Here is a 14,550-nt window from a genome sequence, read left to right as displayed (position 1 = left end):
TATGAGTAACGAAACCGCTGTTAAACCTTTTTATTCCTGCCAGATTCCGGTGCGCTGGGGCGATATGGACGCCTATGGCCATGTGAATAACACCCTCTACTTTCGCTATTTTGAAGAGGCGCGTTTCCAGTGGATGCTGGAAAAAGGCCTACCACTCAAAAGTGATACCCACCCGGTGGTGGTCACTATTGGCTGCACCTTTATGCGCCCGATTTTCCACCCGGAACTGCTGCGTATCGATGTGTTTTTGAGTGAGCCGGGGCGCTCCAGCTTTATGGTCAAGTACCTGGTTTACACCCAGTCCCACCCGGATACACCCGCCGCTGAAGGCTATTCCAAAGTGGTGTGGGTGAGTGCAGTGGACGGAAAATCCGTGCCCCTGCCGGACAATGTGCGCTGCTGGTTTGACCCCCAGTGATACCGGCATGGCTGGAGGCGGGGTTTTGGGGCTTTATCGCCTCCAGTGCGCTGTTAATCGGCGCGCTTTTGGGGTGGTTTATCCGCTTCCCGCCCAAAGCCGTCGCCTATGTCATGGCGTTTGGCAGCGGTATTCTGGTTGCAGCGCTCAGTTTTGAATTGGTGGGCGAGGCGCTGGCGCAGGCCAGTGTGCTGTGGATTGCCGGTGGTTTTATGGGTGGCGCACTGGTGTTCTCGCTGGTGAATCATCGGTTGAATAGCCCCGGTGTAAAACACCGCAAACGCTCCCACACCCAGCAACCGGCGGCGGAAAATACCGGTGTTGCCATAGCCGCTGGCACCCTGCTGGACGGCATCCCGGAATCCATCGCCATAGGGTTGTTAGTGGCGAGCGGAGGCAAACTCAGTTTGGCCACCATCGCCGCAATTTTTATCTCCAATATTCCCGAGGCGCTATCCAGCACCGCCGGTATGCGTCGTGCCGGGCGCAGCGGCTGGTTTATGTTGCGCCTGTGGGGCGGCATCGCGTTTTGCTCGGGTGTATTTGCGATTCTGGGCGCGGTGTTTTTTGGCGCTGCTCCGCTGCAGGTAAAAGCGCTGATCACCTGTGTGGCCGCTGGCGGTATTTTTGCGATGGTGGTGGAAACCATGATCCCTGAAGCCTTTGCCGAAACCCATGAAATGTCAGGGTTGATTGCGGCGCTGGGCTTTGTGGTGGCAGTGGCGTTACAAGCGCTGGAAGCGTAAAAAAACGCGCTATTCAACCAGTGGCAAGTTGCAGTTGCATGACAAAAACGATGAATTGAACGCGCCGTTAAAAATATAAAAAAATGTGTCCCCTTTTTCGTTCCAGCTCTCTCTTGGTAGTTGCCAGAGGCCTTGCGGCCAATACCACTAACCAGAGAGAGACTCATGAAAACCCCATTTTTCCCTAGCAATTTATTGGCCGCTGCCATCGGCAGTATTGCCTTGACCAGCCTTTCTGTTTTTTCCCAAAACACTGTTGCCCAAACTAGCGCCGCACAAACTGATCTGCTCGAAGAAGTGGTCGTGCAGGGTAGTTACAGCAGAAGTTTGCAATCGGCGTTGGATACCAAGCGCAACGCCGTGGGCGTGGTGGATGCTATCGCCTCGGAAGATATCGGTAAGTTCCCTGCACAAAATATCGCGGAAGCTTTGCAGCGCGTGACCGGTGTGGCAGTGGTGCGCGACCGTGGCGAAGGTGTGTATGTGCGGGTGCGTGGTCTGGGTTCCAACTTTCAGGTGACCAGCCTCAACAGCCGCGCCATGGCGGTCAACGAAAACGTGCGCACCTCCGGGCAATTTGGCCGTCAGTTCCGTTTTGACACCTTGCCCGCCGAGCTGGTCTCCAGCGTGGAAGTGATCAAAAGCCCCACCGCCGATTTGGATGAAGGCGCCATCGGCGGCACGGTCAACATCAAAACCTTCAAACCGTTGGATCTGGACGGCAGCAAATACACCGGCTCGCTGCAAGCCAGCCACGCGGAATTAGCTGACAAAACCGACCCGCGCCTGTCCGGTTTGGCGAGTTGGAGCAACAGCGACAACACCTTTGGCGCGCTGGTTTCCGCCGCTTACGCCGAGCGCAGTGTGCGTCAGGATCGTTCGCTCAACTTTGGTTGGACCCAATCCGCTGGCATAGATACAGACGGCGATGGCGCGGTTGATTCCGGCCCTATCATCACCCCCGGTGGCATTCGCCCGACCCTGGAATTGGAAGACCGTGAGCGCATGGGTATCGCTTCGGCCTTGCAATGGCGCCCGAGTGACATCGCCGAAGTCAACTTCGACATTTTCTACGTCGATCAAACGGTGAACTACGACGAATTCACCTACAGCGCGGATTACAACCTCAACAAACTCACCCCCGGTTCGGCAGTGATTCGTGACGGCGCTTTGATTGGTGGCTCCACCACCGATGGCGCGGTGCAAATCGGCCGCGAAAGTTCGGGCATCAACGACGAAAACCTGGCACTGGGCTTAAACGGCGCGCTCTATCTGGGCAACTGGAAACTCTCCGGCGACCTGTTCCACTCCACCGCCGACAGCGAAGATGCCGACCCGATTATCCGTACCCGTTTTCGTCGCACCAGCGGCGTGGCGTTTGATTTTTACTTCCCCAAAGTGGATGGCGACTGGGTGCCCAGCATCACCTATCAAAACGCTGACCTGACCGACCCCGAGCAGTGGCTGGGGCGCCGTTTGGAGTGGCGCACTATTCGCGCGGAAGATGAAGAACAGGCCATTAAGTTTGATGCCGAGCGCGAGCTGAATGTCGCCGGTCTCACCAAATTCACCAGCGGCATCAAGCTGCGTGAGCGCTCGCGCAACTATGACCGCCGCGACCTGGTGTTGATCAATGGCATTGAAGGTGAGGTGTTTGACGAGAGCTACTTTGAGCCCTTCCCGGTGAGCGGTTTCCTCGGCGATGCCAAAGGCGAATTCCCCACCCTGTGGCTGGTGCCGGATGAAACTAAATTCTGGAGCAACTACCCCAGCGCGACCGACTTGGCAGCGCCCCTCTCATCGGGCGATTTGCGCAATTCCTACCGCATCGACGAGACCATCACCTCCGCCTATGCAATGGTGGATATGGAGCACCAGCTGGGCGGTTTGCCACTCAAAGGTAATCTTGGTGTGCGCGTTGCCCAAACTGAACAGACCTCGTCCGGTCATGCGTCTGTGGGCGGTGTGACTACGCCGGTGAGCTTTGACGAGGACTATACCGATGTGCTGCCCTCGGCCAACTTCTCGCTCAACTGGACTGACGATTTACTCACCCGCGCTGCCGTGGCCAAGGTAATTACCCGCCCGGATCTACAAGACATGGCTCCGCGCCTGACCTTTAACTCCGGCGATGTTAATACTGCCACCGGCGGTAACCCGCTGCTCAACCCCTTTGAAGCCTGGCAGTATGACCTGACACTGGAATGGTATCTGGACAAGGTTACCGCGCTCTCGGCCGGTATCTTCTACAAGGATATTGAAACCTTTATCCAAACCCAAAAGTCGGATTTGCTGTTCAACGGTGTGGTTTATGAACTCAGCTCCAAGGTGAACGGCTCCAACGCCGAAGTCACCGGGATGGAACTGGCCTATCAACAAGTGTTTGACCAACTGCCCGCGCCCTTTGACGGCTTGGGTTTGCAGGCCAACTACACCTGGACCGACTCCAGCGCCGTCTATGTGGACAACGACAAATCGGTCAAAGGCGAGTTGGAAGATGTCGCCAAAAACAGCTACAACATCACCGCCTTTTATGAAAAGGACGGCTTCGGCCTGCGCCTCAGCTACAGCTGGCGCGATGGTGTACTCAACCAGATCGGCACCAACAGCCTCGCCTCGGAAAACAAAGCGGAGTTCGGCACCCTGGATTTAAGCGCGTCTTATGACCTGTCGGACAATGTCACGGTGTTTGTGGAAGGTATCAACATCACCGACCAAGCCCAGCAGGACTTTGTGCAGGGCGATGAATTCCGCAGTTATACCGACTACGGCAGCACCTATTCCTTAGGGGTGCGCGCCAGTTTCTAAGCCATTCGTCACTCCTGCGAACGCAGGAGTCCAGAGGCATTTTATGGATACCCGTGTTCGCGGGTATGACGAAGTTTGTATTTCCCAATTTCAGGCTGGGCGGTCATTTCAGCTCAGCCCTTTTTTGGGCACCTGGCTTGGTTGTCATCTAATAGTCATCTTTTTGCGTCAAAAACAGCGCTGGTTTTCCAATGTCTGTTATTTACTTTTGTGGATGTTTTTTTATGCGTTTAACCCGTCGTCACTTTCTTAAAAATGCCAGCGCTACCGCCATCGCCCTGGGCGGCCTGCGCAGTTTGCAACTGCAGGCACAGGTCTACGCCCAAGACCCGATTTACGGGATCGATAAAGTCGGCCAACTGCTGGCCGACCCGGCGGGCATTCTCAATTTGCCGCGCGATTTTAGCTACAAAATTATCGCCCGCACCGGCGACCGCATGAGCGATGGATTAATTACCCCCAGCGCGATGGACGGTATGGCCGCCTTCCCGCTGCCGGGCGATGTGAGCAAATGCATTCTGGTGCGCAACCACGAACTGGATTCGGTGGGCGAGGAAATTGATGCCTTCGGCGGCGATAAGGATTTAGCGCGCAAACATGTCGGCACAAAAAGTTACGACAGCTTTGGCGGTCTGCCCGTCAACGGCGGCACCAGCACCCTGGTTTACAGTCATCGCAGCCAGCGGGTAGAGCGCAGCCACCTGAGTTTGGTGGGCACCGCGCGCAACTGTGCCGGCGGCGCTACGCCCTGGGGCAGTTGGCTCAGCTGCGAGGAGACACTGGTCGGCAAAGCCCAAGGCTACGGTCGCGAACACGGGTATATCTTTGAAGTCCCCTCGCTCGGCAAGGGCTTGGTCGACCCGGTGCCACTCAAGGATATGGGGCGTTTTGTACACGAAGCGGCGGCGGTCGATAGCACCAACGGCATTGTGTGCCTCTCGGAAGATACGGATCGCAGCCTGTTTTACCGCTTTATCCCCAAAACCCCGGGCAAACTGGCGGAGGGCGGACAGCTGCAAGCCCTCGCCATTCGCGGCTGGCCGAGCGCCAATACCCGCAATTGGAAGGAAGACGCACAGGACAAGAATGCGCAACCCGTCGCTATGCGCCAGCGCTTTGAATGCGAGTGGATCGACTTGGAGGATGTCACCTCCCCCGAGGGTGATTTGAATACTCGCGGCGAAGCCAAAGGCGCGGCGATTTTTGCACGCGGCGAAGGCTTGGCGTTTGCCTTGCGCGACGACAAAACCCGCGAAGTACTCTTTGCGGCGACTGGTGGCGGCCCGCTCAAAATCGGCCAGGTGTGGCGCTATCAACCCAGCGCCTTTGAAGGCACGACGCGCGAAACAGAGCAGCCGGGGGTGATGGAATTAGTCTACGAAACCCACAACCGCGCCATTTTGGAATCCTGCGATAACATCGCCGTGGCGCCCTGGGGCGACCTGATCATCTGCGAAGACAGCTACTCGGAAAACCCGGATACGGTGAACTACCTGCGCGGCCTCACTCCGGACGGGCGCATCTACACCCTCGCGATGAACGCCCACCCCGACAAAGGTGAATTCTGTGGCGCCTGTTTCTCCCCCGACGGCACTACGCTGTTCGTCAACATCCAACGCCCCGGCTTCACCCTCGCCATCACCGGCCCCTGGGGCAACCTGCGCAGCCGCGCCAAGGGGATTGATAAGTTGGGCTGACCTGATCGTCAAGCGGTTAATGCGATGAGCCGTTGGGAAAGGCCAGCTTCTAAATGTGCGCTTTCCTTGACAATATTCAGTTGCATTGCCGCCTTGGCAATGGCTAATAAATCTGGTGCTACCGGCTTTTGTTGATGTTGAACGAACCATTCCAGCACAGTCGCCAAGTGCCAGATTGTGGCACTGCCGTCATGGACTGGTGCGGGAAACTCACTGCTGTGTTTGATCATGAGTTTGCGCATGTTCTGGCGGCTAAAACCCAATAGTCCGGCAATATCACTTAGCCCTACCAAATCCGGTGCTACTTCTACCAAACGCGCGTCGGGAATAGCTATTTTTATTGCACTCAAGGCGCTGACCAGTGCCTCTAGTGCATTCGCGGCGGTGCGGTCAAATTGCAATGCAAGTCGACCTGACTGGCCTATACCAACCAATGCATCATCACAATCGACTGCCTCTAATCGGCTGATACACTGATCCGCATTCAGCCCTGATGGTAGGGTAAATTTCAACGTGAACGTGAATGTTTGCATGTCATTTCTCCGTTTTAGTCGTGCAGTTATCGACGACTCGGCGAATCTGTTTGGCGTGATTTTCCGGATTTTTGGGTGTGCTCCAGATACTTGCGATACAGAATTCTCCACAGCGGCACTGCTGATCATTGAATGGGCAATAGATTTTGCCCCAGGCATGGCTGCCTCCCGGCTCAACTTGCCAGCCGTGTTGTTCGGCATAATCAAGTGCGGCCTCAATGGTTTTGTGAGGGTGTTTACGTCTGGGCATCATCACTCCTTGTTGATGGTTATAGGCTAATCCTGAGTTGATTGGTTGTCAAGTGACAACCTATGATTTATGAAGGCAGGAAATATCTGCTAATGAATGAGTTGTTAGCTTAGACGATACTACTCCTCCAGTCGCCACTGCACTCCCACCCAAAAACTCCTCCCATAGTGCGTGTAACCAGCGAATTCGCCATCCAACACACTTTCCCACTGGGCGGCGTTGGTGAGGTTGGTGGCGTCCATGCTGAGGCTGAGATTGGAATTCAGGTGCCAGCTCAGGTGCATGTCCAGGGTGCCGAAAGCTTCTATGTTTTGTGCCGCGAGGTTACTGCTGGCGACCTGATTGAGCACTTGATCGCGCCAGCTGTAGTGGGCGCGCCAATGCCACTGGTCGGTTTCGCGATAGATTCCCAGGTTAACGCTGTTGCGCGCCACATCGGCGAGCCGGTCACGGGTGATGTTAGTGCTTAAGTCGTCGCCAGTGCTTGTAGCGGTGCGATAGCTGGCGCGCGTCCAGGTGTGGGTGTAATTGGCGTTTACACCCCAGTGTTGCAGTGGTTCGGGCAGGGTTTGCTGCCACGCGAGTTCGATGCCGGCGATGTAGGCGCGGGCGCCATTGTCGGGGCTGGTTAGTTCGTACACTGTGCCGTTGATCACTTGTGTGCGGGTGCTGGTTTGGAAGAAGTTATCCTGTTTTTTGGCAAATATCCCTGCCGATAGCAGCATTTTTTCGGCAGGGTAGTGTTCCAGTGCGCTGTCCCATTGCCAGCCGGTGACTGGTTTTAATTCCGGGTTGCCGCCGGTGGCGGTGGCTATGTCGCCGGAGTTGAGGGTGAGCCTTGGCGCCAGGTCCTGAAACTCGGGGCGCGCCATCACCTTTGCCAGTGCGGAGCGCCAGAGTAATTGTTCATCCAACTCTACCACCAGATTTGCAGCTGGCAGCAGTTGCCTATAGGTCTGCTGATAGCTCTGCTTATTCGTCGTGGTTTGTACGCCGCCCTGTGTCTGTTGGTCGGTTGCCACCCAGCGCAGTCCTATGTCGCCGCGCAGCGGCCAGCGGCCTTGGTCGGCACCCAAATTCAGCTGGAGGTAAAGCGCGCGGCTGTCCTCCCTGATGCGGTAGCTATTTTGTAAATCCTCGTTGTTTGAGGGGGATTGATAAAACGCTTGTTCATCAACACCTTGCCAAAATTTTTCCGCCTTGGGCACTAACCAGTTGTGGGGCAGGCGGCGGGTATTGCCCAAAAAGTCAGCGACCGGCAGGGCGACAAAATAGTCGCTAGGGAAATAAACGCCGCTAATACCCCCGCTCACGAGGCGATCCTTGCGCCAGTAGTCGCGGCTGTGGCGGCGCCAGTGCAGGCCTATGTCCAGGCTGTGCCAGAGTGGGTGATCGAGTGTGCGGGTGCTGTCTAGTTTGAGCGCATTGTCGCTGTCTGTGCTGCGGGTGCTGCGCCATTCCAGGCGGCGGCCAGGGAAATTGCTGAGGTCGAGCAGGTCGATATTCTGGTAGTCAATCTGCGGCAGCGCGTTGTTGGCGGTGTAATCAAAACTGAAACTGACATCCTGAACGCGGCGCAGACGGGTGCGTTTCACTGCCTCGGGGTTGCCGCTGCTGGCGCGGCTGTTCACCCAACTGGTGCTGAGTTGCCAGTCGTCACCCTGCCAGCCGAGGGTGATATCCAGCATGCGGTTGTTATCTTCCAAACCGGCAGATTCGTGGCCGATTTGCACTGAGCCGGTGTGGGTGCTGCCCGCGACCAAGGCATTGCCGCGGGTTTGGATGGCATCGCCCAGCAAACCCTCGCTGTCATAGTCGGCGCTGTAGCTGTATTCCTGATAATCGATCTGCTGGTGCAGCTGCAGCCAATGCACATCCAGCTGCCAGGATTCGCTGGGGTGCCACTGCACGCTGCTGCTCAACCCCAAGCGTTCACGCTGTTCCAGTTCCAGGGTGGGGCGCACCCCGGCGGGGGTGACTAGCGTGTCGCGGTCGTCCCCTGTTGGCAGTTGGTTTATAGATAGATGCTCCCAGCGGAAGTTGAGTGCGCGATCCTGTCGCAAATGGCGTTGGTTATAAGCGCCTGCGAGACTAAACCCCAGTGTGCGATCGCTATTGACCCAGTTGCCCAGTGCCGCCAACTTGGGGCGCCAATCGCCTACCAGCTCGGCGCTGTTGGCGCTTGCACTCAGGCTCAGGCGCGGCTCTCCAATCGTCAGCGGTGCAAAAGGGCGGATATCCACACTGCCACCAATTGCCCCTTCTTCATCGCTCGCCCTTGTGCTTTTGCGCACCTCAACCCCGGCCACCAACTCGGTGGGGAAGGTGTCGTAGTGGAAACGGCGCCCGTACTGCTCGGAGTTGCGTACATTTTCGTTCACCGTGAGCGGGTGGCCATTCAGGCTGACGCGATTGAACTGGGTGGGCAGGCCGCGAATGCTTAAAAACAGCGCCTCGCCGCGGTCGCGTACCACTGAAATACCGGGGCTGCGCTGAATCGCCTCGGCAATATTGTGGGCGGGGAATTTGGCGATATCCTCGGCGAAAATACTTTCTATGAAGCCAATATTGCTGCGTTTCTGGTCGATGGCGGTCTGCTGGTTGTTGCTGTAACTGCCCAGCACCAACAGCTGCTCCACAGTGTGTGTTGTGCTGGTTGGTACTGCCGGTGGCACAGGGGTGATGAGCGATGGACGCGTTTGAATCAACCAGCCGGAGGGGCGCTGCAGGGCGATAAAATCGGTGTTCGCCAGCAATTTCTGCAGTGCTTGTTCCGGGCTGAAATATCCTTGTAGCGCCGGTGCTGTGGCACCTGCCAGTGCGCGTGGGTCGAACACAATACTCACCTGCAGTTGGCGCGCCGCGTGGGTAAGGGCGTCGCTCAGGGGTTGCGCGGGTAGGTTGAGTGCAGTGGCGGCCGCCGGGAGTTTGGCATCCGTTTGTGCATAAGTAGTACCCATGCTCGCCAGCAGTAGACCGGTGAAGATCAATCCCGGTAAATGCCTGTATCTGCCGGAGGATTTCATGGTGTGGTGTTAAGGTTTCACTGCCGGGCAAACAGTTGGATGACGGCTTTGCCTTGTTGGGTGATCTGGCGCTGCTCGAGCTGATGTAATTCGGTCATCAACTGCAGGGTTGCATCTACCTCTTTGAGGCGAAAGCGGCCGGCGACAGCAATCTTGGCGAGCGCGGGGTCTGCCAATTGAATGGGCGTAGGGCTGTAGCGGTTGAGTTGCTCCACCACCAGCCCCAAACTGCCGTTTTGCAATTCCAGCCAGCCCGAGCGCCAATCCACCAGTTCGGCCAGATTGACAGCCACTGTCTCTACGCCTTTGGCGCTAATTAGCGCGCGTTCACCGGCCCGCAGCAGTAGCGGTTGGGCGGTGGGGTTGGCGCGGACCTCAATTGCGCCTTCATAAACGGTGACTTCAGTTTCATGCAGGCGTTTGTCGATATTAAATTCAGTGCCCACCGCCACCACACTGGCAGTACCAATGGTCACTGCAAAGGGGCGGGTTTTATCCTTGGCGACGCGAAAATAGGTGGCGCCTGCTTGCAGCTCGATGTTGCGCTGCTGTGCACTAAGGGTGATGGCCAAACGGCTGGCCGGGCTGATCTCCAGCAGCGAACCGTCGCTTAGTTGCAGGTCGTGACGAATCCCGGTGGCGGTGGCAAAGGGCAGGGTTTTGGCCGCAGGTGCCTCGCCCAAAAAGCGATTGCTTACCAGCAGTGCAACGCAGAGCGTAAGGCACAAGGCCCAGGCGGCGCCCCGTCTGAAACCTGCACCGGCACTAGCCGCCGTGCGTGCCTGCTGACTAGCCAGCAGGTTCTGCGCGGCTTGGGTTAGCGCCGGGTCAGCCCAAGTGCTAAGCATGCGTTCAAACAGCGCGCGGCGTTCGTTATTGCTATCCAGCCACAGTAGCAGGCGGCGTTTGGAAAGTTCATCCAGCGGTTGTTCACTCAGCTGTTCCAGCCATTCGGCCGCCGTCTGGTAATCATCATTGTCGCTATTCACAGGAATCGTATTCATTGCAATCAAAAGGCTTAAAAGTGGCGATGGTTGTCTAAAAAACGCTGCAAATCGGCGAGCGCGCGGGTCATGTGTTTTTTAACGGCCGCTTCGCTCAGGCCCATTGCCGCCGCTATCTGCTCGCGTGATTCGCCCTGCAGGCGACGACGAATTAATACTTCACGCCGCTGGACGGGCATGGTCGCCAAAAAACCGGTAAGCAGTTCGGCACGTTGGCGTTGACTGGTGCGTTCTTCCGGGCAGGGGAGCGGGCTGCTGAGGTCATCCAGGGTGTCCAGTGACAGGGTTTGGCGTTTGCCACCCAGTAACAAATTGCGCGCGATACGCACCGCATAGGCCAGCGGGTTGCGCAGCGGTTGGGTGCGGGCTTGCTCTATCACCCGCAGGATAGATTCCTGATAGATATCCGCTGCATCGCTGCTGTTTGGCGCAATTCGCTGGATATAACGTTTAAGTGGCCCAGTGGCAGACGTCAGGCGTTCATCCAGTGGCGCTGACTCTGAGGCGGGCCGATGAGGGTCAAGCATGGCAGCAACTCTCGCGATGGACTAGCGCGCCAGCTTAGTGGGTGAATATGACAATTCGATGAGTAAGGCGCCAGTGGCAGCGCCTTTTGTTGTATAGCTTGTGCCTTAAGCCTGGCGCAGTTGCTCCAGCTCCTGCCATTGAATCGTGTCGCTGTGATGCAACAGGCGCATCACACCCTGGTGATCCTCCACCAAGGCCGTGCAGCTTTCGATCCAATCGCCGCAATTGGCGTAGCGCAAACCCCCTTCTTCACGCAGCGCCGGGTAGTGAATGTGTCCGCACACCACACCGTCGTAGCCGCGCCGTTTTGCTTCCGCCAAGGCTTCTTTTTCGTAAGTTGCGATCGCCGCTTTGGCACCTTTGATATTGCTTTTAATCAGACCCGCGAGCGAAAAATAAGGTCGCCCCACCAGCTTGCGCAGCCGGTCTGACCAGCGGTTGATAAACAGCAATAACTCGTAACCGTGATCGCCAATCACGCGTTTTAACCAGCTGTGATTGATGTAGGCGTCCATCGCATCACCGTGCATGATCAGTAAACGCTTGCCATCGGCGGTGACATATTCATGCTCGTGGGCGATTTCGATGGGGCCAAAGAGTTCGCCGCTGAAGTGGCGCATGGGGTCGTCGTGATTGCCTGGCACATAGACTACACGCATACCCTTAGCGGCCAGTTCGTAGAATTTGAGCATCACTTGATAGTGTTTGGCGGGCCAGCAGAAGCGGCGTTTGAGTGACCATAAATCGACAATATCGCCCACCAGATAAAGCGTGTCGCAGTGAATTTGGTTGAGAAAGTCGAGCAGGTAATCGGCTTTGCAGTCGCGAAAACCCAGGTGGATATCGGAGATCCACACGGTGCGGGCATTAATCAAACTGCTGGTAGGTTTGGGGGTGTTATCTGTAGATGCAAGTGGTAAAGCGAGTGCAGCAGCGAGGTGATTGGCAGAGGTGTTCATAGTGCGTTTCCTGAGCTGTTTCGCAGCATATTGCGGCGAAAACATGACGGAAACGCAACATTTTGATGAAGTTTGAGTGACAACTAGCCCAATTTATCCAGGGCTTTTTGCATTTCACTCTGGTTGAGCCAGCCGAGTACGGCCTGACGGCTCTCCAGCATTTGTGCATAGATTTGCAGCACTTGCGGGTTGGGGTTAGTTTGCTCTCGCAGCAGGGCGATACGTGACTCCAAAAACTGGATGTCGCTTTGCACTTTGTGCGCAACATCCTGACTGTTGTATGCCTGATTGCCAATATTGAGGGTAGTCATCGGTTCTGTCCTTGCTGATTTAGCCGCCACTCCAGTCATTGGGTACGGCACGACAGATCGCAGTATCTACCAGGCGACAATGTGAAAACAGTCGCAAATTTCGCTATTGTTTGTGCGCTTTGGCTTACAAACCGATCATCGCCGATTCAATTCTGCTGCTTTTTGAGCAGGGTCAGGCTGAACATAACGGTGGCTGACAGCACTATCGCGGGCCCGGCGGGGCTGTCCCATAAATAGGACGCGCCCAAACCGGCAACTACGGCCAGCATGCCCAACAGGCTGGCGATAATGGCCATCTGTTCCGGGGTGCGGCTCAGGCGGCGGCTTGCGGCAGCGGGGATAATCAGCAGCGCGGTAATCAGCAATACACCGACCACTTTCATCGCAATCGCAATTACCAGCGCCATCAATAACATCAGTGCGGTGCGCACCCGCGTCACCGGTACACCTTCCACCTGCGCCAATTCCTCGTGCACAGTAATCGCCAATAAGGGCCGCCAGAGCCAGATCAGCGCCGCCAGTACCGCAAGGGAAATTACCCAGATGCTGATCACGTCTCCTTGGCTGACCGACAAAATATCACCAAATAAATAGGCGAGCAGGTCGATGCGGCTCTCGCTAAATACACTGACACATACCAAACCGAGGGCGAGAGTGGAGTGGGAGAGAATGCCCAGCAGCGTATCGGTGGCGAGAAAACGGTTGTTTTGCAGCGCGACCAAAATCAGTGCCAATAACAGGCACCCCAGCGCTATGGCGAGGTTGAGGTTGATGTCCAGCAGCAAACCAAAGGTCACACCCAGCAGTGCCGAATGGGCGAGGGTATCGCCAAAATAAGCCATGCGCCGCCAGACGGCAAAGGCACCCAGTGGGCCAGCAACCAGCGCCACGGCAATACCGGCGAGCAGGGCGAGCAGTAAAAAATCAGGCATGGTGGTCGTGTCCGCAGCTGCTGGTATGCACATGGTCGCCGGGTTTGGCGTTAATGACGTTACCGTGGGCATCGTGTTGGTGATCGTGGTGATGGGTGTAAATGGCGACTTGCGGAGTTACCACCGCCCCGCCCAGCGCATCGCCAAAGAGCGCAAGGTAGGCCGGGTGATTGGTGACTTGTTCCGGGTGGCCGTGGCAGCATACATGCTGGTTGAGGCAGATGACTGTGTCGGTGGTTGCCATCACCAAATGCAGGTCGTGGGAGACTAATAACACGCCGCAGTGGCGCTGGTTGCGAATCTCGTTAATCAATGCGTAGAGCGCCGATTGGCCGCCCACATCCACACCTTGCACCGGTTCGTCCAGTACCAGAAGTTGGGGGTCGCGCAATAGCGCACGCGCGAGCAATACCCGCTGGGTTTCGCCACCCGAGAGGGATTGGATCGGCATATTGATCAGTTTATCGATACCGGTCAGTTGCAGTATCTCACCCAAATCCACACGCGCTTTGCCACCCAGCGCCAGAAAGCGCGCCACAGTGAGCGGCAAGCTGGCATCCAAATGGAGCTTTTGCGGCATATAGCCAATGCGTAAATCCGCTGCTTTTTCGATGCTGCCCTGATCGATCTTAATCAGCCCAAGTACGGCACGCACCAACGTGGTTTTGCCTGCGCCATTGGGGCCAATCAGGGTAACGATTTTGCCTGCCGCGAGATCCAGATCGGCGTTTTGCAGAATCTGCCGTCCATTGCGCAGCACACCCAAGCCGCGGGCTTTAATCAATAACTCACTCATGCCGTCGCTCGCTCGGGTGTGTGGTTGGCACAGTTGGCGCAGAGTCCAGATACTTCCAGCGCCTGGGTTTCCACGGTAAAACCTGCGTCTTGCGCGACCGCCAGAATTTGTTCGCTCAACTGCGGTTGATCCAGTTCCACCGCAATGCCACAGGCGCGGCAGATCAAAAAATGACTCTGGTGTTTGGTGCCGGGCGACGGGCAGCCGATAAAGGCATTGAGTACATTAATACGATGGATCAGCCCCTGCTCCAGCAGGAAATCCAGCGCGCGATACACCGTTGGCGGCGCCACACGGCGGGTATTGGCTTTGGCCAACATCTCCATCAGGGTATAGGCGCCGAGCGGTTTGTGGTTTTGCCAGATCAGCTCCAGCACCTGCAAGCGCAAATCGGTCAGGCGCACACCGCGGCTCAGGCACAGTTGGCGCGCGGCTTCTAATGCATCGCTAATACAATGGCCGTGATCGTGATGGCTGCAGGCGAGCGGTGTGTGTTCCATAGCGTTGTCACTGTCGGTTGGCGCGCGCCCATCTCTGTGTGG

At 56.7% G+C, this 14,550-nt stretch carries 14 protein-coding genes; 4 read left to right on the top strand and 10 right to left on the bottom strand.

Translation table 11 applies throughout. The annotated features are described in order from the left end of the window. Position 1: 1 nt before the first annotated feature. The 4 genes from NNX04_RS13715 (at position 2) to NNX04_RS13700 (ending at position 5,669) form a co-directional block, all read left to right on the top strand. On the top strand, positions 2–418 hold the full coding sequence (locus NNX04_RS13715; protein WP_007639355.1) for an acyl-CoA thioesterase: 417 nt from the start codon (positions 2–4) through the stop codon (positions 416–418). Continuing rightward, entirely contained in the window at positions 415–1,164 is a 750-nt protein-coding gene (locus NNX04_RS13710; protein ID WP_261946136.1) for a ZIP family metal transporter, read from the top strand. The genes NNX04_RS13715 and NNX04_RS13710 overlap by 4 nt, the downstream gene beginning before the upstream one ends. Positions 1,165–1,329: 165 nt before the next feature. Then, positions 1,330–3,972: a TonB-dependent receptor gene (locus tag NNX04_RS13705; RefSeq protein ID WP_261946135.1), complete on the top strand. Its 2,643-nt coding sequence runs from the start codon at positions 1,330–1,332 to the stop codon at positions 3,970–3,972. 224 nt (positions 3,973–4,196) lie between these two features. Continuing rightward, the gene (locus NNX04_RS13700; protein ID WP_261946134.1) at positions 4,197–5,669 is read left to right on the top strand and encodes an alkaline phosphatase PhoX; all 1,473 of its coding nucleotides are present in this window, start codon (positions 4,197–4,199) and stop codon (positions 5,667–5,669) included. Between the two features lie 8 nt (positions 5,670–5,677). Here the strand turns inward: NNX04_RS13700 and NNX04_RS13695 are convergent, their stop codons facing one another. From NNX04_RS13695 to NNX04_RS13650, 10 genes are all read right to left on the bottom strand, one after another. Further along, positions 5,678–6,202: a helix-turn-helix transcriptional regulator gene (locus NNX04_RS13695; RefSeq protein WP_040391087.1), complete on the bottom strand. Its 525-nt coding sequence runs from the start codon at positions 6,200–6,202 to the stop codon at positions 5,678–5,680. A 1-nt stretch (position 6,203) separates the two neighbouring features. Next, positions 6,204–6,452 (bottom strand): hypothetical protein, encoded by a 249-nt coding sequence (locus NNX04_RS13690; protein ID WP_040391088.1) that lies wholly within the window; start codon positions 6,450–6,452, stop codon positions 6,204–6,206. Positions 6,453–6,571: 119 nt separating this feature from the next. Beyond that, positions 6,572–9,442, bottom strand: coding sequence for a TonB-dependent receptor (locus NNX04_RS13685; protein ID WP_261946133.1), 2,871 nt, complete (start codon positions 9,440–9,442; stop codon positions 6,572–6,574). Between the two features lie 53 nt (positions 9,443–9,495). Further along, the gene (locus NNX04_RS13680; RefSeq protein WP_261946132.1) at positions 9,496–10,482 is read right to left on the bottom strand and encodes a FecR family protein; all 987 of its coding nucleotides are present in this window, start codon (positions 10,480–10,482) and stop codon (positions 9,496–9,498) included. A 14-nt stretch (positions 10,483–10,496) separates the two neighbouring features. Beyond that, positions 10,497–11,009 (bottom strand): RNA polymerase sigma factor, encoded by a 513-nt coding sequence (locus NNX04_RS13675; RefSeq protein ID WP_261946131.1) that lies wholly within the window; start codon positions 11,007–11,009, stop codon positions 10,497–10,499. 105 nt (positions 11,010–11,114) lie between these two features. Beyond that, the gene (locus NNX04_RS13670; protein WP_261946130.1) at positions 11,115–11,969 is read right to left on the bottom strand and encodes a UDP-2,3-diacylglucosamine diphosphatase; all 855 of its coding nucleotides are present in this window, start codon (positions 11,967–11,969) and stop codon (positions 11,115–11,117) included. 83 nt (positions 11,970–12,052) lie between these two features. Further along, entirely contained in the window at positions 12,053–12,280 is a 228-nt protein-coding gene (locus NNX04_RS13665) for a hypothetical protein (protein ID WP_007639376.1), read from the bottom strand. Between the two features lie 146 nt (positions 12,281–12,426). Further along, the gene (gene znuB / locus NNX04_RS13660; RefSeq protein ID WP_007639377.1) at positions 12,427–13,212 is read right to left on the bottom strand and encodes a zinc ABC transporter permease subunit ZnuB; all 786 of its coding nucleotides are present in this window, start codon (positions 13,210–13,212) and stop codon (positions 12,427–12,429) included. Then, positions 13,205–14,008, bottom strand: a complete 804-nt coding sequence (znuC, locus tag NNX04_RS13655) for a zinc ABC transporter ATP-binding protein ZnuC (RefSeq protein ID WP_151054963.1) — start codon at positions 14,006–14,008, stop codon at positions 13,205–13,207. Before znuC ends, znuB begins: the two co-directional genes overlap by 8 nt. Continuing rightward, positions 14,005–14,508, bottom strand: coding sequence for a Fur family transcriptional regulator (locus NNX04_RS13650; protein ID WP_151054961.1), 504 nt, complete (start codon positions 14,506–14,508; stop codon positions 14,005–14,007). The genes znuC and NNX04_RS13650 overlap by 4 nt, the downstream gene beginning before the upstream one ends. Positions 14,509–14,550 lie beyond the last annotated feature (42 nt).

The sequence above is a fragment of the Cellvibrio sp. QJXJ genome, from assembly GCF_024452345.1.
Lineage (GTDB): Bacteria > Pseudomonadota > Gammaproteobacteria > Pseudomonadales > Cellvibrionaceae > Cellvibrio.
This window is presented reverse-complemented; position numbering and strand designations above follow the sequence as displayed.